This window comes from Nocardioides lacusdianchii (assembly GCF_020102855.1).
Classification (GTDB): domain Bacteria; phylum Actinomycetota; class Actinomycetes; order Propionibacteriales; family Nocardioidaceae; genus Nocardioides; species Nocardioides lacusdianchii.
In genome coordinates this window covers 88,674-109,067 of the sequence record NZ_JADHZD010000013.1, presented here as the reverse complement: position 1 = coordinate 109,067, position 20,394 = coordinate 88,674, and the positions used below count along the sequence as shown (strand labels likewise).

21 protein-coding genes and 2 tRNA genes are annotated in these 20,394 nt (G+C 71.8%); 14 read left to right on the top strand and 9 right to left on the bottom strand.

Annotated features, from left to right (window positions below; genetic code table 11):
• Positions 1–631: 631 nt before the first annotated feature.
• The 3 genes from IRX98_RS17315 to IRX98_RS17305 are packed head-to-tail and all read right to left on the bottom strand — an operon-like array spanning position 632 to position 2,961.
• The gene (locus IRX98_RS17315) at positions 632–1,663 is read right to left on the bottom strand and encodes an adenosine deaminase (RefSeq protein ID WP_224278860.1); all 1,032 of its coding nucleotides are present in this window, start codon (positions 1,661–1,663) and stop codon (positions 632–634) included.
• 22 nt (positions 1,664–1,685) lie between these two features.
• Positions 1,686–2,459: a DsbA family protein gene (locus tag IRX98_RS17310; protein ID WP_224278858.1), complete on the bottom strand. Its 774-nt coding sequence runs from the start codon at positions 2,457–2,459 to the stop codon at positions 1,686–1,688.
• On the bottom strand, positions 2,425–2,961 hold the full coding sequence (locus IRX98_RS17305; RefSeq protein ID WP_224278856.1) for a MauE/DoxX family redox-associated membrane protein: 537 nt from the start codon (positions 2,959–2,961) through the stop codon (positions 2,425–2,427). Before IRX98_RS17305 ends, IRX98_RS17310 begins: the two co-directional genes overlap by 35 nt.
• Before the next feature lie 75 nt (positions 2,962–3,036).
• On the opposite strand from IRX98_RS17305, the gene orn reads away from it, so the two are divergent.
• Positions 3,037–3,681: an oligoribonuclease gene (gene orn / locus IRX98_RS17300; RefSeq protein WP_224278854.1), complete on the top strand. Its 645-nt coding sequence runs from the start codon at positions 3,037–3,039 to the stop codon at positions 3,679–3,681.
• Between the two features lie 46 nt (positions 3,682–3,727).
• A tRNA-His gene (locus IRX98_RS17295) sits at positions 3,728–3,803 on the top strand.
• A gap of 51 nt (positions 3,804–3,854) precedes the next feature.
• Here the strand turns inward: IRX98_RS17295 and IRX98_RS17290 are convergent.
• Positions 3,855–4,970: an FUSC family protein gene (locus IRX98_RS17290; RefSeq protein ID WP_224278851.1), complete on the bottom strand. Its 1,116-nt coding sequence runs from the start codon at positions 4,968–4,970 to the stop codon at positions 3,855–3,857.
• A 57-nt stretch (positions 4,971–5,027) separates the two neighbouring features.
• Positions 5,028–5,291: a metal-sensitive transcriptional regulator gene (locus IRX98_RS17285; RefSeq protein WP_224278850.1), complete on the bottom strand. Its 264-nt coding sequence runs from the start codon at positions 5,289–5,291 to the stop codon at positions 5,028–5,030.
• Positions 5,292–5,431: 140 nt separating this feature from the next.
• Between IRX98_RS17285 and IRX98_RS17280 the strand changes: the two genes are divergently transcribed.
• From IRX98_RS17280 to IRX98_RS17265, 4 genes are read left to right on the top strand one after another with little or no spacing between them, the layout of a single operon-like run.
• Positions 5,432–5,749 carry a rhodanese-like domain-containing protein gene (locus IRX98_RS17280; RefSeq protein WP_224278849.1) on the top strand — a complete coding sequence of 106 codons (318 nt, stop codon included), beginning with the start codon at positions 5,432–5,434 and terminating at the stop codon, positions 5,747–5,749.
• Entirely contained in the window at positions 5,749–7,146 is a 1,398-nt protein-coding gene (locus tag IRX98_RS17275) for an MBL fold metallo-hydrolase (RefSeq protein WP_224278848.1), read from the top strand. Before IRX98_RS17280 ends, IRX98_RS17275 begins: the two co-directional genes overlap by 1 nt.
• On the top strand, positions 7,146–7,976 hold the full coding sequence (locus tag IRX98_RS17270) for a sulfite exporter TauE/SafE family protein (RefSeq protein ID WP_224278847.1): 831 nt from the start codon (positions 7,146–7,148) through the stop codon (positions 7,974–7,976). Before IRX98_RS17275 ends, IRX98_RS17270 begins: the two co-directional genes overlap by 1 nt.
• 40 nt (positions 7,977–8,016) lie before the next feature.
• Positions 8,017–8,202, top strand: a complete 186-nt coding sequence (locus IRX98_RS17265; protein WP_224278846.1) for a DUF8730 family Cys-rich protein — start codon at positions 8,017–8,019, stop codon at positions 8,200–8,202.
• Between the two features lie 131 nt (positions 8,203–8,333).
• On the opposite strand, the gene IRX98_RS17260 is transcribed toward IRX98_RS17265, so the two are convergent.
• Positions 8,334–9,254 carry a universal stress protein gene (locus IRX98_RS17260; RefSeq protein ID WP_224278845.1) on the bottom strand — a complete coding sequence of 307 codons (921 nt, stop codon included), beginning with the start codon at positions 9,252–9,254 and terminating at the stop codon, positions 8,334–8,336.
• 137 nt (positions 9,255–9,391) lie between these two features.
• On the opposite strand from IRX98_RS17260, the gene IRX98_RS17255 reads away from it, so the two are divergent.
• From IRX98_RS17255 to ulaA, 8 genes are all read left to right on the top strand, one after another.
• On the top strand, positions 9,392–10,963 hold the full coding sequence (locus tag IRX98_RS17255) for a phytoene desaturase family protein (protein WP_224278844.1): 1,572 nt from the start codon (positions 9,392–9,394) through the stop codon (positions 10,961–10,963).
• A gap of 55 nt (positions 10,964–11,018) precedes the next feature.
• Positions 11,019–11,094, top strand: a tRNA-Lys gene (locus IRX98_RS17250).
• Between the two features lie 75 nt (positions 11,095–11,169).
• A complete protein-coding gene (locus IRX98_RS17245) occupies positions 11,170–12,105 on the top strand; it encodes a sugar-binding transcriptional regulator (RefSeq protein ID WP_224278842.1) in 936 nt (311 codons plus the stop codon).
• Between the two features lie 156 nt (positions 12,106–12,261).
• Positions 12,262–13,017, top strand: coding sequence for a nucleoside/nucleotide kinase family protein (locus tag IRX98_RS17240; protein WP_224278840.1), 756 nt, complete (start codon positions 12,262–12,264; stop codon positions 13,015–13,017).
• Entirely contained in the window at positions 13,017–14,495 is a 1,479-nt protein-coding gene (locus tag IRX98_RS17235) for a PTS mannitol transporter subunit IIBC (protein ID WP_224278838.1), read from the top strand. The genes IRX98_RS17240 and IRX98_RS17235 overlap by 1 nt, the downstream gene beginning before the upstream one ends.
• Positions 14,482–15,765: an alcohol dehydrogenase catalytic domain-containing protein gene (locus IRX98_RS17230; RefSeq protein ID WP_224278836.1), complete on the top strand. Its 1,284-nt coding sequence runs from the start codon at positions 14,482–14,484 to the stop codon at positions 15,763–15,765. Before IRX98_RS17235 ends, IRX98_RS17230 begins: the two co-directional genes overlap by 14 nt.
• Positions 15,762–16,577 carry a PTS sugar transporter subunit IIAB gene (locus tag IRX98_RS17225; RefSeq protein ID WP_224278834.1) on the top strand — a complete coding sequence of 272 codons (816 nt, stop codon included), beginning with the start codon at positions 15,762–15,764 and terminating at the stop codon, positions 16,575–16,577. Before IRX98_RS17230 ends, IRX98_RS17225 begins: the two co-directional genes overlap by 4 nt.
• A gap of 19 nt (positions 16,578–16,596) precedes the next feature.
• A complete protein-coding gene (ulaA, locus tag IRX98_RS17220) occupies positions 16,597–18,129 on the top strand; it encodes a PTS ascorbate transporter subunit IIC (protein WP_308045308.1) in 1,533 nt (510 codons plus the stop codon).
• A gap of 72 nt (positions 18,130–18,201) precedes the next feature.
• Here ulaA and IRX98_RS17215 read toward each other — a convergent pair whose 3' ends face one another.
• The 3 genes from IRX98_RS17215 to IRX98_RS17205 all read right to left on the bottom strand — a co-directional run bounded on the left by IRX98_RS17215 (position 18,202) and on the right by IRX98_RS17205 (position 20,383).
• A complete protein-coding gene (locus IRX98_RS17215) occupies positions 18,202–18,345 on the bottom strand; it encodes a GPGG-motif small membrane protein (RefSeq protein WP_207082194.1) in 144 nt (47 codons plus the stop codon).
• Positions 18,346–18,462: 117 nt separating this feature from the next.
• Entirely contained in the window at positions 18,463–19,023 is a 561-nt protein-coding gene (locus IRX98_RS17210; RefSeq protein WP_224278832.1) for a 1-acyl-sn-glycerol-3-phosphate acyltransferase, read from the bottom strand.
• Entirely contained in the window at positions 19,010–20,383 is a 1,374-nt protein-coding gene (locus IRX98_RS17205) for a flavin-containing monooxygenase (RefSeq protein ID WP_224278831.1), read from the bottom strand. The genes IRX98_RS17210 and IRX98_RS17205 overlap by 14 nt, the downstream gene beginning before the upstream one ends.
• Positions 20,384–20,394: the final 11 nt, after the last annotated feature.

The following is a 20,394-nucleotide window of genomic DNA, read 5'->3' as shown; positions in this document are numbered from 1 at the left end:
GCGACGTTTCGACACCTCGCAGCCTCGGGTGGGCGCACCAGCCTGTGACGACGCCATGCCGATGTCGTGAGACATCCCTATTCCGATGTCCTGAGACACCCCATTCCGATGTCCTGAACCAACACACTGCCGGGGGCGCCATGTGATGTCGCAAGTCATCAGCGACACACGGCGACCCTCCACCGCAGCGGCTCCCCACCGCCGCAGGATGTGACCAGGCCCCGCCACGTATGAGGTAGCGGGGCCGCACACATTTCTCCGCCGCCGGGCCCGACGCCCCCTCCCAGGGGTGAAGTCGACTCATGGGTGTGCCGCGACCGGGTACGACCACGTCTCCTGCAACCGCGAGATGGAGCACGACGATGGTGGATGACCTGGGGACCGGACTGCTGACCGTGATCAGCGTCCTCGCCGGCCTCGCCGCGCTGCTGGTCCTGCTGGCAGCGCTCGACCCGACGAACGTCCCGCGCGAGAAATAGGTGAAGCCCCACCAAGTATGAGTTGGTGGGGCTTCGATGTCTTCTGGACCGAAGTCCTTCCGACACCTCCGTTCTACGCCTGCGGCGGGTGCCGCGCAAGGGCCCGAGCGGGCTTTCTCAGGGTGCCCGGCGTGTCGGGCCCGACACGCCGGTCAGGCCGTCGGGCGGCTCGTGTCGGCGGCGTACGCCTCGATCTCGGCGGCGATGCGCGCCTTCACCTCGGCGGGGGCGAAGGACGCGTCGACGGCCGCACGCGCCAGGTCGGCGACCCCGCGTTCGTCGAGGTCGAGCAGCCCGGCTGCGACCTCGTAGTCGTTGTTCAGCGTCGTGGCGAACATCGGCGGGTCGTCGGAGTTAATCGTCACCGTGACGCCCGCGTCGACGAACGTGCGCAGCGGATGGTCCTCGATCCGGTCGACCGCGCGGGTCGCGATGTTGGACGTCGGGCAGACCTCGAGCACGACGCCCGTCTGCGCGAGGTGGGCCAGCAGCTCCGGGTCCTCCGCGGCCGAGCAGCCGTGACCGATGCGCTCGGCGCCCAGCAGGCGCACGGACTCCCAGATCGTGTCCGGCCCGGTGGTCTCCCCCGCGTGCGGCACCGAGTGCAGGCCGGCGGTCCGGGCGGTGGTGAAGTGCGGCTCGAACTGCGCGCGCGGGACCCCGATCTCCGGCCCGCCCAGGCCGAAGCCGACCAGGGCGTCGGTGCGGTGCTCGAGGGCGTACGCCAGGGTCGCGTCGGCGGCCGGGACGCCCGACTCGCCGGGGATGTCGTAGATCCACTGGAGCACCAGGCCGAAGTCGCGCTCCGCCGCGACGCGCGCGTCCTCGATGGCCTCGGTGTAGGCCTCGATGGCGATGCCGCGGGCCACGGACGTGTACGGCGTGCAGGTGAGCTCGGCGTACCTCAGGTTCTGGCCCTGCGCCATCTCGCGCGCGACCTCGTAGGTCAGCAGCCGGATGTCCTCGGGCGTGCGGATGAGGTCGACGACCGCGAGGTAGACCTCGATGAAGTGGGCGAAGTCGCGGAAGATGAAGAAGTCCCGGAGCTCCTCCAGGTCGGAGGGGACCCCGGCGTCGGGGTGGCGTGCCGCGAGCTCGGAGACGATCCGCGGCGACGCCGACCCGACGTGGTGGACGTGGAGCTCGGCCTTGGGCAGGCCGGCGATGAAGGGTGCGAGGCTCACGCCCCGCAGTGTCGCAGAGACCTCAACCGACCATCTGGGCGGCGATCTCCTGCAGCGTCTCGCCCTCGACGACCTCGCCGTCGACGAGCACCGTCGGCGTGGAGTTCACACCCTCGCGCGAGGCGGCGTCGTTGGCGGCGTCGACCCAGCCCTCGAAGGCCATGTCCTCGATGCCGGGACGTACGTCGGCCTCGGTCGCGCCCGCCTCGACGGCGAGGTCGACGAGGTCGTCGGCGTCAGGGAAGGGGCCGGACTCCGGCGGCTGGTTGTCGAAGAGCAGGTCGTGGAAGGTCTTGGCGACCTCGGGACCGGACTCGTCGAGGACCACCGCGAACGCGTTGGCCGCCTCGGGCGAGTAGTCGTCGATCCCCTCCAGGAAGCCAAGCGGGCGGTACTCCACGCTCACCTCGCCGGCCTCGACCGCGGCGTCGAGCTGGTCGCGCACGGTCAGCTCGAGCTGGCCGCAGAAGGGGCAGAGGAAGTCCTCGTAGACCACGATCTCCTTGGGCGCGTCGGCCTCGCCGATGCGCAGGCCGTAGGAGTCTGTGGCACCTGCGGGCGGAGTGTCGGGCTTGTCCGAGCCCAGGTTGGTGATCAGGAAGAAGCCGCCGACGACCAGCACGAGCACACCGGCGATCAGGCCGGCGCGGGTGAGCTGCTCCTTGCGCTTGGCGGCCTTGCGGCGCTCCTCGGCCTCGGCGCGGGCCCGCTCGGTGCGCGCGCGGCGCGCCTCCCGCTTGGCCTGCGTCGCCGCCTTCTCCTCAGCGGTCCTGTGCGAGGTCTTCTTCTGCGCCATGGAGGCTTCCTTCGTCGTCGGGGATGTCGTCGTCGGTGTCGTCTGTGGTCGAGGTGGGGAACAGGACGTTCTCCAGGGCCAGGCGCGACGCGGGCCGCACCACGAGCCAGAGGCTCAGGGCGAGGAGACCGACGTCGCGGGCGATCTCGCCCGGATACTTGGCGGCCGCGTCGGGGATCTCACCGCCGCCGCCGAAGCAGCCGCAGTCGATCGACATCCCCCGCGCCCACGCGCTGGCGATCCCGATGATGAAGGCCACGAAGAGCAGCGCCGAGACCACGGAGGTCCCGCGCACCACCACCCCGAGCACCAGGCACAGCCCGATGACCACCTCGAGGACCGGGAGCAGGTGACCGACCGCCGGGACGATCGCCTCAGGCAGCAGGTCGTAGGCGCGTACGGCGCGCACGCTCTCGTCGGGGTGGGGCAGCTTGAGCGCCCCCGCCACGATCCACACGCCGCCCGTCACCAGGCGCGCGACGAGCCCGAACCAGTCCTTCACACCCCTGAGGTTAGGAGGTCAGCCTGAATCGAGGCTGAGAGGGCCGCGCGGGCAGCGGTGGGTAGGGTGCCGACCGTGAACGACAGATTGGTGTGGATCGACTGCGAGATGACCGGCCTCGACCTGGGCGCCGACGCGCTGATCGAGGTCGCGGCCCTGGTCACCGACTTCGAGCTCAACGTCCTGGGCGAGGGCGTCGACGTGATCATCAAGCCCTCGCAGGAGGCGCTGGACCAGATGGTCGAGTTCGTGCAGAGCATGCACGAGAAGTCCGGCCTGCTCGAGGAGCTCGCCAGCGGCACGACCCTGGCCGAGGCCGAGGAGCAGGTGCTGGCCTACATCAAGGAGCACTGCCCCGACGGCAGCCGTCCGCCGCTCGCCGGCAACACGGTCGCGACCGACCGCGCGTTCCTCGCCCGCGACATGCCCGGGCTGGAGTCGTTCCTGCACTACCGGATCGTCGACGTCTCCTCGATCAAGGAGCTCTCGCGGCGGTGGTATCCCCGCGCCTACTTCTCCGCTCCGACCAAGCGCGGCAACCACCGCGCGCTCGCCGACATCCAGGAGAGCATCGAGGAGCTGCGCTACTACCGCGAGGCCGTCTTCGTGCCCCAGCCCGGCCCCGACAGCGCCCAGGCCAAGGAGATCGCGGCCCGCCACGGAGGCCAGCTGACCGGCCTCGGTCCCGACACGGGGGCCGATTCCGGCTCCGAGGCCTGATTGCCCTACACTTCTCGTCGTCCTCGCCTCTCGGCGAGCAGGCATGGTGGGTATAGCTCAGCTGGTAGAGCGCCGCCTTGTGGTGGCGGATGTCGCGGGTTCAAGTCCCGTTACTCACCCCAGTCAGATCGAGCCCCCGACCGCATCGGTCGGGGGCTCGATCCGTCTCCGGCTCAGCCGGGTGCCGCGCTCCCCCGGATCTGCGGGACCTGCAGGGGAAGCCGGTTCCCGCGGATCGGGTTCGCCTCGGCCACCTTGCCCATGGCGTCGACGATGTTGCGCAGGTTGATGATCAGCGCGCCGTAGATCGGCCATTCCGGGGAGCGCTCGGTGGCCCGCAGCTCCTCGGTGAAGGCCTCGAGGCGACGGCGTACGTCCGTGAGGGCCGCGGGGTCGGCCTCGCCCGCGGCGCGGCCGGCGTCGCCCAGCATCGAGATCCACGGGTCGGCGAACGCCTCGCCCCAGGTCTCGCGGTGCGCCTGCTGGCCGCCGAGCGTGCGCGCCAGGCTGCGCGTCTCTGCGACGGCCTGCTCCATGCGGCGCAGCAGCTCGTGCCACTGCTCGGGGTTCTTCATCTCGCGTGCCGAGCGACGCGGGTTCATCCGGGCGCTCTCCTGCGCCTGTCGCACCAGGGCCCACGCGTTGTCGAGGTCGCCGTCCAGGTCGCGGGTGCGGTCGATCCAGCCCGTGACGTCCTCGTCCTGGCACCCGTCGCCGAGTCCTCCGGCGATGTCGACCAGCAGCTCGCCGATCCCGTCGTCGATGCGGTCCATCGCCTCGGCCGCCGTACGCCGACGCAGCGGAGGCCACACGATGACGTTGACGAGCAGGCCGACGGCCACGCCGATGGCCGTGTCGATCAGCCGCGAGATGAGCAGCGTGTCGCTCTCGAAGCCCGTGGTGAGGACCACGAGCCCGGTGGTGGCGATCGTCGTGGCCTCGGCGCCCAGCCACGGCACGGCGCCGAGCAGCAGGGCGAGCACCAGGAGCAGCGCGACCGCCCACGTCGAGAGCCCGAAGGACTCCCCCACCGCGGTGGCCAGCAGCACCGCGACCACGGTCGCGGCGACCTGCTGGGTGCCCTTGGAGAAGGTGCGGTAGACGGTCGCGTGCACCACCAGCAGCGCGGCCCACGGCGCCAGGAAGGGCTGGGGCAGGTCCAGGACACTCTTTGCGATCACCCAGGCCGCGACCGCGGCCAGCACCGTCTTGGCCAGCTGCAGGACGTCGTTCCAGAAGATCGGGTCGCCGAGCCGGTCGTCGATGCGTTTCCTCAGTCGTTCCCTCATGTCGTGCCTCCCTCTCCCGCCGACCGACACTACGGGTGACGGCGGGTCTGGCCACGATCAGGCGAGGGAGAGGAAGAGCTTCTCCATCTTCTTGACGTCCACGCTGTCCACGCCGTCGCCCTCGGCCAGGCACTGCTGGAGCCCGCTGGCCACGATCGCGAAGCCGGCGCGGTCGAGCGCCTTGGACACCGCGGCGAGCTGGGTCACGACGTCCTCGCACTCGCGCCCCTCCTCGAGCAGGCGCAGCACGCCGGCGAGCTGCCCCTGGGCACGCTTGATGCGGTTGATGACCGGCGTCATCTGGGTCGGGTCGAGCTCCATCGGTTCTCCTCGGGCGGGGCGGACAGGGCGGCGAGGGCCGCGGTTCTCCCAGCATACCCCCGGGGGTGTTTTGTGTTTCGATCCGATACCCCCTAGGGTATGTCCCAACAGCCCGGACCCACTCCCAGGAGAGGAATCGCATGTCCCAGCAGACGCCCGAGATCTCGATCGAGGACTACGCCAGCGAGCGCGACCACGGCACGACCGTCGACGTCCGCGAACGCGTGGAGTACGCCCAGGCCCACGTGCCCGGCGCCGTCCTGGTGCCGATGGGCCAGCTCGCCTCGCGCCTCGGCGAGATCGACCGCTCGTCCCGCGTGCACGTCATCTGCGCCTCCGGCAACCGCTCGAAGGCGATGACCGACCTGCTCGTGGCCCAGGGCTTCGACGCGGTGTCGGTGGCCGGCGGCACGCAGGCCTGGATCGCCTCCGGTCGCGCCGTGGGGGTGGGTCTGTGATGTCCGACCTCACCGTCATCGCCGTCGAGACCCCGACGCTCGGCGACCGCAGCTACCTCGTGCACGACGGCGAGGTGGCGCTGGTGGTCGACCCGCAGCGTGACATCGACCGGGTGCTGGCCCTGCTCGACGAGCACGGCGTGCGCCTCACCCACGTCTTCGAGACCCACATCCACAACGACTACGTCACCGGTGGCCTCGCCCTCGCGCAGCGCACCGGTGCCCAGTACCTCGTCAATGGCGAGGACGACGTGTCCTTCACCCGCACCCCCGTAGCGGACGGACAGGTCGTCGAGGTGGGTGGACGGATGCGCATCACTGCGCTGGCAACCCCCGGCCACACGTTCACCCACCTCTCCTACGCCCTGACCGACGCCGGCAGTCGCGGCGAGGACGGCCTCGACCGGGCCGTCGGCGTCTTCTCCGGAGGCTCGCTGCTCTTCGGCGCGACGGGTCGTCCCGACCTGCTCGGCCCCGAGCACACCCACGACCTGGTGCACCACCAGCACGCCTCGGCGCACCGGCTCGCCGACCTGCTCCCGGACGAGGCCGAGGTCTACCCGACCCACGGCTTCGGCTCGTTCTGCTCGGCCACCCAGTCCGACGCGACCTCCTCGACGATCGGGCAGGAGAAGCAGGCCAACCCGGTGCTGACCCAGGACGAGCAGACCTACGTCGACGAGCTCCTGGCCGGCCTCGGCGCGTGGCCCGCCTACTACGCGCACATGGCACCGGCCAACGCCGCCGGGCCGTCCGAGCCCGACCTCAGCCCGCCCGGGCTCGCCGACGCCGTCGAGCTGCGCCGCCGCATCGAGGACGGCGAGTGGGTCGTCGACCTGCGCAACCGCACTGCCTTCGCCGCCGGGCACGCACCCGGCACGCTCAACTTCGGGCTCGACGGCGGCTTCGCGACCTACCTCGGGTGGCTCATCAGCTGGGGCACCCCGGTCACGCTGCTCGGCGAGAGCCCCGAGGACGTGGCCGAGGCCCAGCGCGAGCTGGTCAGGATCGGCATCGACCGCCCTGCCGCGCACGCGACCGGCAAGCCCGAGGACTGGAGCGACCAGCCGCTGAGCTCCTTCCCCACCGCGACCTTCGCCGACCTGGCCCAGGTGCGCCACCACCGCGAGGTCGTCGTCCTCGACGTACGCCGTGCCGACGAGCACGACGCGGCCCGGATCGCGGGCGCCGTCAACGTCCCGCTGCACGAGCTCATGGACCGCCTCGACGAGGTGCCCGCGGGCGAGGTCTGGGTGCACTGCGCCGGCGGCTACCGCGCGTCGGTGGCCGCGTCGATGCTCGATGCAGCGGGTCGCACCCTCGTGGCCATCGACGACTCCTTCGACAACGCCGAGCAGGTCGGCCTCCACCTGGTCCTGGCGGGGCCCGAGGCGTGATGCTCGCCACCACCGTCGGGATGGCCGTCGTCGCCGGCGCACTCATCGGGCTCAGCCTGGGCGCGCTCGGCGGTGGCGGCTCCATCCTCGCCGTCCCGGTGCTCGTGGCCCTGGGCCAGGGGCCCGCGCAGGCGACCACCGGGTCCCTGGTGGTGGTGGCGGTGACGTCGCTGGCCGGCGCGCTGACGGCGTACCGCTCCGGCAACGTGCTGCTGGCGCGCGGCCTGACCTTCGGGCTGGTCGCGACCGGCGGCGCCGTCGCCGGGGCGCGGGCCTCGACGCTGGTCGCCGAGCCCGTGCTGCTCGGTGCCTTCGCCGTGCTGATGCTGGGGGTCGGCGTGCTGCTGGCCGTACGCCAGTGGCGGGGTCGTCGGGGCTCCGACGGCCCGTCGGAGCGTCCGAGCGGCTTCGACGACCCGATCATCACCTTCGGCCCGACCTTCGCCTGCCAGTGCCCGCGTGCGCTGAAGGTGCTGGTCACCGCGACCGCCGTCGGCCTGCTCACCGGCTTCCTCGGGGTCGGGGGCGGCTTCCTGGTCGTCCCCGCCCTCCTCGTCGCGCTCAGCCTCCCGATCGACTTCGCCGCCGGCACCTCGCTCGTGGTCATCACGATCACCAGCACCGTCGCCCTCGCAGCACGTGCCGGGGCCGGCGCCGGCCCGGACTGGACCCTCGTGGCCGCCCTCACCGTCGCCGCCGCCCTGGCCGCCGTCGCCGGCGCGCGCCTCGCGGCACACATCGACACCCGCCGGCTCTCGGCCGCCTTCACCGCCCTCGTGCTGGTCGTCGCCGCCTGGACCGCGGCCACCGCACTCCCCGCACTCGTCTGAGGCGATTCCCACCCCATCACCCCCACAGAAGGAGATCCACATGTGCCGAGCAGTGCGATGCAAGACCTGCGGCAAGACCACCTGGGCCGGTTGCGGCCAGCACGTCGGGCAGGTCCGCGCCGGCGTCCCCGCCAAGGAGTGGTGCAACGGCCAGCACTCTGCTGCGGAGAAGCAGGCCGCCGGCTCCGGCAGCGGCTTCCTCTCCCGGCTCTTCGGCAAGGGCTGAGGCCTTCCCCCGGCTTCGGGATCCCCGGCTGACCGGCTCTCCCGTACGTTGTCAGGCCTTGCAGAGCCTGACAACCTCGGGGATCCCCGGCTGACCGGGGATCCCGACGCGGCCGGGTCGGCTGAAGACCCTCAGGGGTGGTAGACCGCCCGGTGCGGTCGCGGGTTCGCGAGGAGCACGGGGCACGCGGCCTCGCGCAGCACGGCCCGGGCCACAGGTCCGATGTGCGAGCCGACCGGCACGAGAGGGTCGTGGCGCCCGATGACCAGCAGGTCGGCGCCCTCCGAGGCCCCCAGGATCGCCTCGATGACGCGTCCGGGGTGGACCTCGACGTCGGCCTCCATCGCCACCGACTCATCGCCCAGCCGGTCGAGCGCCGCGCGCACCTCGGCGCGCGAGCGGTCCGACCAGCGCTGGCGCTCGTCGTTGTACGACGTTGCCTCCGCGTCGTACGCCGGCCAGGACCAGGCGTGCACGACCTTCAGCGACGCGCCGCGGGCGTGCGCCTCGGCGACGGCGGTGCGCAGCACCTCGTCGGAGCGCTCGGGCACGTCGACGCCGGCCACGACGACCTTCGGGCCGTCCGTCGGCGTCCAGCCGCTCGGCACGGCGACGACCGGCACGGGGAGCCGGGCAGCGACACCTCCGGCGACGGTGCGGTTCACGATGCGCGAGAGCCGCGAGAGGTGGCGGTGCTCGAGCACGACCATCCGCGCGGAGCGGCCCGCCTCGACCAGCACGTGGACGGGTGCCCCGCGGTGCAGCTCGTGGGTCACCGGCACGGCGCCGTCGACCAGGTCCTCCGCGCGCTTGACGGCGAGGTCGAGGACCTCGCGGCCCCACTTCTCGACGTCGACCGCGGTCAGCAGGGCGTTCTCCGGTCCCGGGGGCGACACGTGGACGGCGTGCACCAGGTGCAGGCCGCAGCGCGCGCGGATCGCCTCCTCGGCGGCGAAGTCGAGCGCCGACTCCACCTCCTCGGGGCCGACCCCGACGACGATGACGGGGGTGCTGGCGGGGATGCTGGCGGGGATGGCTGTGCTCTCGGTCATGGCGTCCTCCTGGGTGGCGCGGCGCGGTGGGCCCGCACCTCCACTCTTCGCCGCTCCGAGCCGGCCACGAAGGGCCGTTCGGCCCGAGGGCCCGCGGCAAAGGGCCCGGCGGCGGCGTCAGGGTCTACGTTGGGTCGGTGAATTCCGGCACCCACAGCACCTATGACGTCGTCGTGGTCGGCGGCGGCCACAACGCCCTGGTCAGCGCCGCCTACCTCGCACGCGCCGGCCTCTCGGTCGTCGTGCTCGAGCGCCTCGGCCACACCGGAGGCGCTGCCGTCTCCATCGAGCCCTTCGCCGGCCAGCCGGCCCGTCTCTCGCGCTACTCCTACCTCGTCAGCCTGATGCCCGAGCAGCTGATGGCCGACCTGGCGCTCGACGTGCGCCTGACCTCGCGCACCACCGCGTCCTACACCCCCTGGGCGCGCGACGGACGCTCCGGCGGCCTGCTGGTCGAGCGCCCCGAGGGCGAGGCGACGCGTGCGTCGTTCCGCGAGCTCACCGGCAGCGACGAGGAGTACGCCGCCTGGCAGGCGTTCTACGCCGAGGTCGGTCAGCTCGCCGAGGTCGTCGCCCCCACCCTGATGCAGCCGCTGCCGCTCGAGCGCGACGTGCGTGCCCTCGTCGACGACCGGATCTGGACCGACGTCGTCACCGACCCGCTCGGACGCGCGATCGCCTCGCGCTTCGCCGACGACACCGTGCGCGGGGTCGTGGCCACCGACGCGCTCATCGGCACCTTCGCCTCCATGGACGACCCCTCGCTCATCCAGAACCGCTGCTTCCTCTACCACCTGATCGGCAACGGCACCGGGGAGTGGCGCGTGCCGGTCGGCGGCATGGGCGCGGTCACCGACGCGCTCGCCCGGGCCGCGGTCGAGGCCGGCGCGGAGATCATCACCGACGCCGGCGTCAGCGCGATCACGCCCGGCCCCGACGGCGCCGAGGTCACCTTCCACGACGGCACCCGGGACCGGTCCGTCACCGGTCGCCGCGTGCTGTCGGGCGTCGCGCCGTGGGTGCTGCGCATCCTGCTCGGCGAGGGAGAGGACGCGGCGAGCAAGCCCGCCGGCTCGCAGCTCAAGATCAACTTCCTGCTCGACCGGCTGCCCGCGCTGCGCTCCGGCGCCGACCCGGCCGTCGCGTTCGCCGGCACCCTCCACCTCGACGAGGACTACAGCCGCCTCGAGCAGGCGTACGCCGCCGCGGCCGGCGGCTCGGTGCCGGACCCGCTGCCGGGCGAGGTCTACTGCCACAGCCTCAGCGACCCCTCGATCCTGGGCGAGCGGGCCGGCTCGGCGCACACGCTGACCTACTTCGGCCTGCACACCCCGGCCGCGCTCTTCGACGCAGACCCGTCCGCCCGCGACGTGGCCGTGCAGCGCGCCCTCGCCTCGCTGAACGCGGTGCTGGCCGAGCCGATCGAGGACTGCCTGGCCCGCGACTCCGACGGCAACCCGTGCATCGAGGCCAAGGTCCCCCAGGACGTGGAGAAGGACCTCGCCATGCCCGGCGGGCACATCTTCCACGGCGACCTCGAGTGGCCGTGGGCGCCCAACCGCTCGCGGCTGGACACCCCCGCCCAGCAGTGGGGCGTGCAGACCGGGCACGACTCGGTGCTGCTCTGCGGGTCGGGCGCGCGTCGTGGCGGTGCGGTCTCCGGGCTCGGCGGCCACAACGCCGCGCAGGCCGTGCTCGCCGAGCTCTGACCTCGATTTCGCCCAACGGTCGACACGGGGTAAGGTTTTCCTCGCTTCACCGCACGCGCCATTAGCTCAATTGGCAGAGCAGCTGACTCTTAATCAGCGGGTTCGGGGTTCGAGTCCCTGATGGCGTACCACTCGACGAAGGCCAGGCCCCGACCGGGACCTGGCCTTCTGTCGTCGGACGAGGCACGAGCAGGCGGGGGTCCCGGATGGACGAGGCGCAGTGGCGGCTGCTGTCGTCGATCGCACGCCGCTTCTACCTCGAGGACGCCTCCAAGACCGAGCTCGCCGACGAGTTCTCGATCAGTCGCTTCCGGGTCGCCCGGCTCCTCCAGCAGGCCCGCGAGCAGGGCGTGGTGACGATCGAGATCCACGACCGCGACGAGCCGCGCGACGCGCTGTCCGCCGACCTGGCCGCCCACCTCGGTCTCGACGAGTGCGTGGTCGTCACGGCCGGCGACACCGGTGACGACAACAGGCGTCGCCTGGCCCGGGCCGCGGCGCCCCGCATCGCACGCAGCATCCGCGAGGGCGACGTCCTCGGCCTCACCTGGGGCCGGACGCTCGTGGCCATCGGCGAGGAGCTCCCGGCGCTCCCACCGAGCACCGTCATCCAGCTGACCGGCACCGTCGGCAACGACCTGCGCCAGTCCCCCGTGGAGGTCATCCGCCGCATCAGCGGGAGGTCCAGCGTCGAGGCCGTGGCCGTCTTCGCGCCCCTCTTCGCCGCCTCGGAGGGCGCCGCCGACACCTTCCGGAGCGATCCTTCGATCGAGGCCGCGCTCAGCCGCTACGCCGACCTCTCCCTCGCCGTGGTGGCCGTCGGGTCGTGGGACCCGCCCATCACCCAGCTCGGACCGCTGCTGCGGGACCACGAGCGCGCCGAGCTCGAGCGCGAGGGCGTGGTGGCCGAGGTCGCCGGCATCTTCTTCCGCGCGGACGGCTCGGTCATCGAGACCGACCTGAGCCGCCGCCGCATCTCGGTGAGCGCCGACGAGCTGAGGCGATCGCCCCGCGTGATGGCCGTCGCGGGCTCGGCCGAGAAGGCCGACGCCATCGCCGCGGTCTGCCGTTCCGGGCTCCTGAGCAGCCTCGTCACCGACGACCGCGCAGCCGCGGCGTTGCTGCGCCTGCCCCCTCGCTGACCCGGCACGGACCCACCGCCGAGCCCCTGCCGAGCAGAGGCTCCCCGCACCCCGAGACCGCCACGCGGTCGGCCGGGTGCTCGTCAGCGCGCCCTTGACTGGCCGGCGGAGCAGTGCTGTAATCCATGTCACTCTCAAACGTGCAGCAATGCTCAAATGAGCGCATGGAGGTTCGCCGAGATGCTCGTGAACGGCCTGGAGGTGGAGGTCGACGTCGACCGACGGCTGGTCGAGGAGACGCTGCTCCCCGCACTGGACGAGGCGGCCGCGCGTCCGCGCACCTCGCGACGGGCGTTCGTCTTCCTGGTGGGGCCTCCCGGAGTCGGGAAGTCGACGCTGGCCGCGGTGCTGGCCGACGCCTCCGCCGCCCGCCCGACGCCCACCGCGGTGGACGTCGTCGGCATCGACGGCTTCCACCTCCCCCAGCGCCACCTCGAGTCGCACCACCTGCGCACCTCGCGCGGGACGGTCCCGCTCAGCTCCGTCAAGGGTGCGCCGGAGACCTTCGACGTCGAGGGCCTCGCCCAGCACCTCGCCGCCTCGGCCGACCAGGACGTGGTGTGGCCGACGTACGACCGCCGCGTGCACGACGTGGTGGCGGGCACGCACCCGCTCAGCGCCGACCTGGTGGTGGTCGAGGGCAACTGGCTGCTGCTCGACGAGCCGGGCTGGCGCGACCTCGCGGACCACGCCCACTACGTCGTCCTCCTCACGGCCGATCCCGCGCTGCTGCGCGATCGCCTCGTCGAGCGGAAGGTCCGTGGCGGCCTTTCCCCGGCCCAGGCCGAGGACTTCTACGAGCGCAGTGACCGGCTCAACGTGCAGCGGGTCATGGGCTCCTCCGACTTCAGCAAGGTCGACCTGACGCTGGTGGTCCAGGCCGACGGATCCATCCAGCAAGGAGAGATGTGATGAGTCAATCGATCGACGGCGGCCTCCCGGCCGAGTCCGGGACGAGCCTGCGCGCACGCATCCAGGCGTTCGGCGGGTTCCTGACCGCGATGGTGATCCCCAACGTGGGGGCGTTCATCGCGTGGGGCCTGCTCACCGCACTGTTCATCCCCACGGGCTGGCTGCCCAACGAGGACCTCGCCGAGCCCGTCGAGCCGATGATCACCTACGTGCTGCCGCTGCTCCTCGCCTTCACGGGCGGCAAGCTGGTGCACGGGCATCGCGGCGGCGTCGCCGGGGCGGTGGGCACGATCGGCCTCATCGTCGGCGCCGACATCCCCATGTTCCTCGGCGCCATGATCATGGGCCCGCTCAGCGCCTGGCTCATCAAGCAGGTCGACCGCGTCCTCGCACCCCGGATCCGCTCCGGCTTCGAGATGGTCGTCAACAACTTCACCCTGGGGTTCCTCGGCCTCGGCCTGATCGTGGCCACCTACCGCGTCATCGGACCGGTCATCAGCGCGCTCAACGACCAGCTCCTGCGCGGGATCAACGCGCTCGTGGACACCGGCGCCCTCCCCCTGCTCTCGCTGCTGAACGAGCCGGCCAAGGTCCTGTTCCTCAACAACGTCATCGACCAGGGCATCTACTACCCGCTCGGACTGCAGGTCGCCGCCGACGAGGGCAAGTCGATCTTCTTCATGGTGGCGTCCAACCCCGGGCCGGGCCTCGGCCTGCTGCTGGCCTTCTGGCTCTTCGGCCACAACCGGGTGATCCGCGACAGCGCGCCGGGAGCGATCATCATCCACTTCCTCGGCGGCATCCACGAGATCTACTTCCCCTACGTGCTCATGAAGCCGTCCACCATCATCGCGATGATCGCCGGCGGTGCGTCCGGCATCGCGACCTTCATGGCCTTCGGCGTCGGCCTCACCGCCGGCCCCAGCCCGGGCTCGATCTTCGCCTACCTGGCCCTCACTCCCCCCGGCGACCACGTCGGCGTCATCGCTGGCGTCCTCGTCGCGGCCGCGGTCAGCTTCGTCATCACGGCTGCCATCCTGAAGCTCGGGAGCAACGCGGACGACGACGAGTCGGGCCTGGAGGAGCACACCGAGCGCTCCCGGGCGATGAAGGCCGAGGGCAGCGCGGTGCTCACCGGCGCCATGGGCGGCTCGGGCAGCGACGCCGGCGCGAGCGACGTACGCCGGATCGTCTTCGCCTGCGACGCCGGCATGGGCAGCAGCGCGATGGGCGCCAGCGCCTTCGGCAAGCGGCTGCGCCAGGCCGGCCGCGACGACATCACCGTCACCCACGCAGCGATCGAGTCCGTGCCGAGCGACGCCGACCTGGTCGTCGTGCACCAGGACCTCGCCCGCCGGGCGAAGGCGGCGCGACCGGACGTGGAGATCGTCACCATCCAGAGCTACCTCGGCGACCCCGCACTCGACACGCTCAACGACCGCCTGACCGAGAGGACCACCAGCGATGCCGACCAGTGACCACGGACGCCTCACCCGGGCGGCCCGCATCCACGGGACCCACAAGGTGGCCGTGAGCGAGTTCGGCCTCCCCGACATCGGGCCCGACGAGCTGCTGCTGCGGGTCGTGAGCAGCAGCATGTGCCTCTCGACCTACAAGGCCATGTCGCTGGGCAGCGAGCACAAGCGCGTCCCCGACACGATCTCGACGGACCCCGTCATCACCGGCCACGAGTTCGCCGGGGTGCTCGAGGAGGTCGGGGACGACCTCGCGGACCGCTTCACCGTCGGGCAGAGCGTGGCGATCCTGCCCACCATGGGCCTGCCGAGCGGTTGGTCCCCGGGCTACAGCTATCCCCACTTCGGCGGCGACGCGACCTACTGCATCGTCCCGGCGATCGCGGTGGAGAAGGGCTGCGTGCTGCCGTACGACGACGGCTACTACGCCAACGGATCTCTCGCCGAGCCGATGTCGTGCATCATCGGCGCCTTCCGGTCCAACTACCACACCGAGCCGCTGGTGTGGGAGCACCAGATGGGCCTCAGGCCGGGCGGGCGCCTGGCCCTGCTCGGCAGCGGCGGCGCGATGGGCATCGGGGCGCTGGACTACGCCCTCAACGGGCCGTTCACGCCCAGCCTGATCGTGGCGGTCGACGTCGACCCGGAGCGGCTGGACCGGCTCCGGCGGCTCTTCCCCGCGGAGGAGGCCGAGCGGCGCGGGTGCCGTTTCGAGGTCGTGGACGCCAGCGGCCAGGACACCGTGGAGCTGCTGCGCGCCATCTCCCCGGACGGCTTCGACGACGTCGTCGTGTTCGCGGCGATCACGCAGCTCGTCGAGGCCGGCGACGCGATCCTCGCCCACGACGGCTGCCTGAACTTCTTCGCCGGCCCGACCGACCGGGAGTTCTCCGCCTCGCTGAACCTCTACAACATCCACTACGAGAGCACCCACCTCGTCGGAACCTCCGGGGGCTCCCGCAGCGACATGGAGGAGAGCCTGGAGCTGTCCGCGTCCGGCGCCATCAACCCGTCGCGCATGGTGACGCACGTGGGTGGGCTGGACGCCGTGCCGGACGCGCTGTCCGACCTGCCGACCTTCACCGGAGGAAAGATCCTCATCTACCCGCACATCGACATGGACCTCACGGCCATCGCTGACTTCGACGAGCTCGGCCGCCACGATCCCCGCTTCGAGCGGCTGGCGCGGCTCTGCGCCGACCGGGACGACATCTGGAACCACGCCGCCGAGGACTACGTGCTCCGGGCCTTCGCGGCGGAGGCGCGCACGTGACGGCGCTGAGCGACCTCCTCACCCACGAGACGATCGCCCTCGACGAGGAGGCCGACGACTGGCAGGACGCCATCCGCCTCGCGGGCGGCCTGCTCGAGTCGGCCGGCATCGCCGAGTCGGCGTACACCCAGGCGATGGTCGACAGCGTGCACCAGAACGGGCCCTACATCGTGCTCGCCCCGGGCTTCGCGTTCCCCCACGCCCGGCCCTCCGAGGCCGTGCACCGGACCGGGATGTCGTGGGTGCGCCTGGCGTCCCCGGTGGAGTTCGGGAGCAAGGCCAACGACCCCGTCACCCTCGTGGTCGCGCTGGCGGCCACCGACAGCTCCACGCACCAGCAGGCGATGGCCTCGCTCGCGACGGTGCTCACCGACACCTCGCTGCGCGCCTCGCTCGACGCGGCGACGACGCCGGCGGAGGTGCACGCCATCCTGCGCGGGGACGACTCCCCCGCTGCTGCTGCTGCCGCCGCCCCGTCCGACGGCGCCGAGCCTGCGCCCCCCGCAGGTGGAGGTGCAGGCCGCACCCGCGACCACATCCTCACCGTGTGCGGCAACGGGCTCGGCACCAGCCTGTTCCTGAAGAACACCCTCGAGCAGGTCCTGGACCGGTGGGGCTGGGGCCGGCTGATCACGGTCGAGGCGACCGACACCGTCTCGGCGCGCGGCAAGGCCAAGGACGCCGACCTGATCCTCACCTCGGGCGAGATCGCCCGTGCGCTCGGGGACGTCGGCGTACCGGTCGTCGTGATCGAGAACTTCACCAGCCAGCGCGAGATCGACGCAGCCCTCCGCGCGTCGTACGACATCTAGAGGCAGCAAGGAGATCGACATGGACTGGCTCCTCAGCGCCGCGCAGTTCCTCGTCAACGAGGTCCTCAGCGTCCCGGCCTTCCTCATCGGCATCATCACCGCAGCGGGGCTCGCAGCTCTGCGCCGACCCGTCGGCCAGGTCGTCGGCAGCGCCCTCAAGGCGACGCTCGGCTTCCTGCTGATCGGGGCCGGAGCCACCCTGGTCGTGGCCTCGCTCACGCCCCTCGGGCTCATGATCGAGGGCGCGACCGGGGCCCAGGGCGTCGTGCCGACCAACGAGGCGATCGCCGGCATCGCCCAGGAGCAGTACGGCGCGCAGGTCTCGTGGCTGATGATCCTCGGCTTCGCGGTGAGCCTCCTGCTCGCCCGGTTCACGCCCCTGCGCTACGTGTTCCTCACCGGGCACCACATGCTGTTCATGGCGACCCTGCTCACGATCGTGCTCGCCTCCGCCGACTACGCACCCGCCCTCGTCGTCGGGCTCGGTGGCGTCATCCTCGGCATCCTCATGGTGTCGCTGCCGGCCTTCGCCCACCCGTGGACGCGTCGGATCACCGGCGACGACAGCATCGCCATCGGCCACTTCGGCACCGCGGCCTACGTCACTGCCGGGGCCGTGGGCGCCCGGATCGGGCGCAACAGCCGCTCCACGGAGGACCTCCGGCTGCCCGAGTCGCTCCGCTTCCTGCGCGACTCGATGGTCGCGACCGCACTGTCGATGGTGATCATGTACGTCGTGCTCGCGGTCACGTTCCTGGCCCGGCGCGGGCAGGAGACCGCCTTCGCGGCGTTCGAGGGCGGCGCAACCGGGGTCGGCGACTACGTCATGCAGTCGGTCACCCAGGGGCTCCAGTTCGGTGTCGCCGTCGCGGTCATCCTCTTCGGCGTCCGGACCATCCTGGCCGAGCTCGTGCCGGCCTTCCAGGGCATCGCGAACAAGGCCGTGCCCGGAGCGATCCCCGCCCTCGACGCCCCGATCGTCTTCCCCTACGCCCAGAACGCCGTGCTCATCGGGTTCCTCTCGAGCTTCACCGGCGGGCTGATCGGGCTGGCCGTGCTGTCGTTGTGGCTCAACCCGTGGCTCGGCCTGGCCCTCATCCTGCCCGGCCTGGTTCCGCACTTCTTCACCGGCGGCGCCGCCGGCGTCTACGGCAACGCCTCGGGCGGGCGCATCGGTGCCGTCGTCGGCGGCTTCCTCAACGGGCTGATGATCACGTTCCTCCCGGCGCTCCTGCTCGAGGTGCTGGGCGACTTCGGCGACGCGAACACCACGTTCGGCGACACCGACTTCGGCTGGGTCGGCATCGCCACCGGCTACCCGGCGCTCCTCGGCGCCGCCGGCATCCCGCTCATCGTCCTGGTCGGCGCCGCCATCCTGGGCGCGGCGATCCTGTGGCAGAAGCGCGTGGTCGACACGGGGTGGGACCCGGCGCCCCACCGCGCGGTCCGCGACGCTGCGGCCGGCGAGGCGAAGGGCGCGCCCGAGCGCACCCTGGCCACGAAGATCGCCGCGCCCCGCGGCGCCCCGACCCCACCCCCTCCGCCGGACTGACGCGCCACCCCGGACGCGCGAGGGAGCCGGTCCTGACGGACCGACTCCCTGCGTTCATTCCCTGATGGGGGCCTACGTGAAGATGCTGACCCCACCGGGGCCGACCAGCAGGCCGATGATGATGAGGACGATTCCCCACAGCATCTGGCCCCGGATCAGCGAGACGATGCCGGACACCACGAGGATGACGGCGAGGATCCACAGCAGCAAAGCCATGTCATGCTCCCTTCGTTTGGGACTTTCAACCTAGCCATCTCCGGCTCTCGCGGAAAGTGGCCCACACCCTTTCGGATAGCGGACACACCGGCCCCGGGAAGCGTGGACGGACGGGTCTCAGCCCTCCTCGCGCAACAGCGGCGGGGTGAAGTTCTCCGGCCGGAAGCCGGTCTTGTCGGCGTAGAAGTCGCGGACGAGGTCCATGTCGGCGGTGACGTCGCCGGTGGGGTGGAACGTGGGGCCCCAGCCGACGGTGCGCGAGGGGGTGTCGATGAAGGCCAGCGTGATCGGCAGCCCGGTCTGCCGGGCGATCCGGTAGAAGCCGGACTTCCAATGCGTGCCGCGCGAGCGGGTGCCCTCCGCGGCGATGCCGATCAGCCACGGGTCGCCGCCCTCGGACTCGGCCAGCAGCTCCTTGATGGTGGCCGCCGGGTTCTTGCGGTCCAGCTCGACCGCACCGGTGCGGCGCAGCAGCCAGCCCAGCGGGCCGACGAAGAGCTCCTGCTTGACCAGCAGCCGGATCGTGATGCCGTAGCGCCAGGCCAGGAGCATCGTGAGCACCCAGTCCCAGTTGGAGGTGTGCGGTGCGCCCACCAGCACGCCGCGCTCGGGCACGTCGCCGACGGCCTTCCAGCGGGCGGCGCGCAGCGCGAGGCCGGCGATCCTACGACGAAGCACGGGCACGTCCTTTCTTGCGCTCGCGCGCGAGGTCCCACAGGTAGTGGTCGAAGTCGACTTCCATCGTGTGGCGCGGGGAGTCGTAGAACTGGCGGGTGTCGCGCCGGTGCTCGGCGGCCATCTGGCGGCGTACGACGCCGGCGGACGGCGGCACGTAGTCGCCGCGCAGCGTCTCGGCGATCCACGCCGCCTGGGCCTCGGCGAGCGGCATGACCGCGCCGAGCGGCTGGAGCAGCCCGAGGAAGTAGAGGCCCGGGAGGTCGGGGTGCACGGTGCGCTTCCACAGCGGCAGGTCGTTGTCCTGCGCCGAGACCAACGTGGGGTCGAGGAACGGGAAGGTGACGCGGTATCCGGTGGCCCACACGACGAGGTCGGCCGGCGCGCTCGTGCCGTCGACGAAGACGACCCGGTCACCGTCGAGCCGCTCGATCGCCGGGCACGCGGTCACCGCGCCCGCCGCGAGGCGCTCGCGGATCCGCTCCGACTGCACCGGGTGGGACTGGCCGGGCGAGTGCTGCGGCCGGGGCAGGCCGTACTCCTCCATGCTGCCGCCGGCCACCGTCGCCCCGATCCGCAGCCGCAACGCAGTGACCCACCACGGCACCCAGCCGGGCGGCAGCAGTCCCTGGTCGCTGGGCTTGCCGAGGAACCACTTGCCCAGCACCCACTCCGTACGCCGCACCGACCACGTCGTCGTACGCGCGCGGAAGGACGCCTCGACGGCGATGTCCATCGCGGAGTTGCCGGCCCCGACCACGACGACGTCACGGCCGTCGAGCTGGTCGCCGGAGCGGTAGTCGTGGGCGTGGATCTGCTCACCGTCGAAGGTGCCGGGATAGGCGGGCTCGGGCCACCGCGCGTCCCAGTGGTGGCCGTTGGCGACCAGCACGGCGTCGTAGGTGCGGGTCGCGGTGCCGTCGGGCCCGCTGATGCGTACGTCCCAGCGTCCGTCCGCGGTCCGGGAGACGTCCTCGACGGTCGTGTCGAAGGTGATCGTGTGGCGGAATCCGAAGTGGTCGACGTACTGCTCGAAGTAGGCGCGCACCTGGTCGTGGCGCGCGTAGGCCGGGTAGTCGGCCGGCATCGGGAAGTCGGAGTAGGCCATCCGCTCGCACGAGGTGTTGATCTCGAGGGTGTCGTAGCAGGCCGACTGGCCGTTGGAGTTGTCGAGCACCCACGTGCCGCCGATGTCGCTGCCCATCTCGAAGCAGTCGAAGGGCACGCCGGCCTGGTGCAGGTGCTTGGCGGCGGCGATGCCCGACGAGCCGGCCCCGATGACGCACGCGCGCGGCAGCGACTCGTCGGCCGGCGCGGGCCCGTTGGCCGGAGCGCGGTGCGACTGCTTGACGAGGTATCCCATCAGCCCTCCTG

Coding starts and splice junctions, on each gene's coding strand:
- IRX98_RS17310 (WP_224278858.1), bottom strand. CDS start 2,459: ATGGCGCAGAAGAAGACCTCGCACAGGACCGCTGAGGAGAAGGCGGCG.
- IRX98_RS17235 (WP_224278838.1), top strand. CDS start 13,017: ATGAGTCAATCGATCGACGGCGGCCTCCCGGCCGAGTCCGGGACGAGC.
- IRX98_RS17215 (WP_207082194.1), bottom strand. CDS start 18,345: ATGGCTTTGCTGCTGTGGATCCTCGCCGTCATCCTCGTGGTGTCCGGC.
- IRX98_RS17275 (WP_224278848.1), top strand. CDS start 5,749: ATGTCCGACCTCACCGTCATCGCCGTCGAGACCCCGACGCTCGGCGAC.
- IRX98_RS17260 (WP_224278845.1), bottom strand. CDS start 9,254: ATGACCGAGAGCACAGCCATCCCCGCCAGCATCCCCGCCAGCACCCCC.
- IRX98_RS17205 (WP_224278831.1), bottom strand. CDS start 20,383: ATGGGATACCTCGTCAAGCAGTCGCACCGCGCTCCGGCCAACGGGCCC.
- IRX98_RS17270 (WP_224278847.1), top strand. CDS start 7,146: ATGCTCGCCACCACCGTCGGGATGGCCGTCGTCGCCGGCGCACTCATC.
- IRX98_RS17265 (WP_224278846.1), top strand. CDS start 8,017: ATGTGCCGAGCAGTGCGATGCAAGACCTGCGGCAAGACCACCTGGGCC.
- IRX98_RS17230 (WP_224278836.1), top strand. CDS start 14,482: ATGCCGACCAGTGACCACGGACGCCTCACCCGGGCGGCCCGCATCCAC.
- IRX98_RS17290 (WP_224278851.1), bottom strand. CDS start 4,970: ATGAGGGAACGACTGAGGAAACGCATCGACGACCGGCTCGGCGACCCG.
- ulaA (WP_308045308.1), top strand. CDS start 16,597: ATGGACTGGCTCCTCAGCGCCGCGCAGTTCCTCGTCAACGAGGTCCTC.
- IRX98_RS17285 (WP_224278850.1), bottom strand. CDS start 5,291: ATGGAGCTCGACCCGACCCAGATGACGCCGGTCATCAACCGCATCAAG.
- IRX98_RS17280 (WP_224278849.1), top strand. CDS start 5,432: ATGTCCCAGCAGACGCCCGAGATCTCGATCGAGGACTACGCCAGCGAG.
- IRX98_RS17245 (WP_224278842.1), top strand. CDS start 11,170: ATGGACGAGGCGCAGTGGCGGCTGCTGTCGTCGATCGCACGCCGCTTC.
- IRX98_RS17240 (WP_224278840.1), top strand. CDS start 12,262: ATGAGCGCATGGAGGTTCGCCGAGATGCTCGTGAACGGCCTGGAGGTG.